At 64.4% G+C, this 1,325-nt stretch carries 1 protein-coding gene; it reads right to left on the minus strand.

Features of this window, described 5'->3' with window-relative positions; translation table 11 throughout:
- Positions 1 to 1,255 (minus strand): UDP-glucose dehydrogenase family protein (locus AC07NK_RS20175; protein WP_495172420.1); only part of this gene is annotated, 1,255 nt, incomplete at its 3' end.
- Positions 1,256 to 1,325: the final 70 nt, after the last annotated feature.

Genomic DNA, 1,325 nt, shown 5'->3' on the forward strand with positions numbered 1-1,325 from the left:
CGGGATAGATGTTGCGCAGGTCGATGAGCAGCGGTGTGTTGAGGAGCGACTTGATCCGATTGAGGTCGAGCGCGCGGAACGCGTCCCATTCGGTGACGATCACCAGCGCGTCGGCGCCTTCGGCGGCGGCATAGGGGCTGGCGGCGAACTCGACATTCTTGATCACCAGCCTGGCCTGTTCGACGCCCTCGGGGTCGAACGCCTTCACGGTCGCGCCAGCATCCTGCAGCGTCTGGATGATCGCGATCGATGGCGCGTCGCGCATGTCGTCGGTGTTGGGCTTGAAGGTCAGGCCCAGGATCGCGACGGTCTTGCCGCGCACGTCGCCGCCCATCGCCTTGATGACCTTGCGGCCCATGGCGCGCTTGCGCTGGTCGTTGACCTGCACCGTCGCCTCGACGATCCGCAACGGCGTTTCGTTGTCGTCGGCGGTCTTGAGCAGCGCCAGGGTGTCCTTGGGGAAGCACGAGCCGCCATAGCCGGGACCCGCGTTCAGGAATTTCCGTCCGATGCGGTTGTCCATGCCGATACCGCGCGACACCTCCTGCACGTCCGCGCCGACCTGCTCGCACAGGTCCGCGATTTCGTTGATGAAGGTGATCTTGACCGCAAGGAACGCGTTGGCGGCGTATTTGATCAGTTCGGCAGTGCGGCGGCCGGTGAACATCACCGGCGCCGACTGGTTGAGCGACAACGGGCGATAGATGCCGCGCATCACTTCGCTCGCGGCTTCGTCCTCGCTGCCCACGACGACGCGGTCGGGGTGCTTGAAATCCTCGATCGCAGCGCCTTCGCGCAGGAATTCGGGGTTCGAGACGACCTTGATGCCCTTGCCCGGCGCGATCCGCTCGACGATCCGCTCGACCTCGTCGCCGGTGCCCACGGGCACGGTTGATTTGGTGACGATCACCGCAGGCCCTTCCAGCGCAGCGACAATCTCCTCGGCAGCGGCGAAGACATAGGACAGATCGGCATGGCCGTCGCCGCGGCGGCTCGGCGTGCCGACCGCGATGAACACCGCGTCCGCGCCCTTCACACCTTCAGCGAGATCGGTCGTGAAGGACAGGCGCCCCGCCTGTACGTTCGACGCCACCAGCTCGGCCAGGCCCGGCTCAAAGATCGGCATCACATTTTGATGGAGCAGCTCGATCTTGCGCGCGTCCTTATCCACGCACACCACATCGTGCCCGAAATCGGAAAAACACGCCCCCGAAACAAGGCCCACATAGCCCGTGCCGATCATCGCAATACGCACGCCAAAACCCTTTCGACAAACGTCCGCGCGCTCTTAGCGCAACCCCACAACACAGCAAGTCCATGTGGTT

Source organism: Sphingomonas sp. GW821-FHT09B04, assembly GCF_059418285.1.